Origin of the sequence: Clavibacter lycopersici, from assembly GCF_003576405.1 — a bacterium.
Taxonomy (GTDB): Bacteria; Actinomycetota; Actinomycetes; order Actinomycetales; family Microbacteriaceae; genus Clavibacter; species Clavibacter lycopersici.
This window is the reverse complement of sequence record NZ_QWGT01000594.1, coordinates 1-324: the sequence shown is the minus strand read 5'-3', so window position 1 is coordinate 324 and position 324 is coordinate 1. Positions and strand designations below refer to the sequence as shown.

The window sequence follows — 324 nt, the reverse complement described above, 5'->3', positions numbered from 1 at the left end:
CGCGAACCGGCCGGCATCTCCTCGGCGCGTGATCCCGCGCGGTGGGCGGATCTCGTCCGCTGGGTCCCCGACGCCCCCGTCCTCGTGTCCTCCTCCGGCGGCCTCGGGCTGCGCGGCGCCCCCGCCCTGGTCGCGCCCGTGCTCCGGGGCGTCGTCGTGCAGCTCGTGCACGCCCTCCCGCCGGACGACCTCCGCATCGCGTCGCGCCCGCCCGGCCCCGAGTGGGACTGGCTCGAGCGGCTCCCGCACGCGGCCGAGGGGCTCCGCGAGGGACCGGGTACGGCCCGCCTCGGCGGGGAGGGGGTCGCGCCGGACGAGCCGGGC

The 324-nt window shown here is 80.9% G+C and carries 1 protein-coding gene; it reads left to right on the top strand.

The window, feature by feature from the left end; genetic code table 11:
• A partial coding sequence (locus tag DZG00_RS16695; protein ID WP_147360122.1) for a hypothetical protein occupies positions 1–324 on the top strand: 324 nt, incomplete at both ends.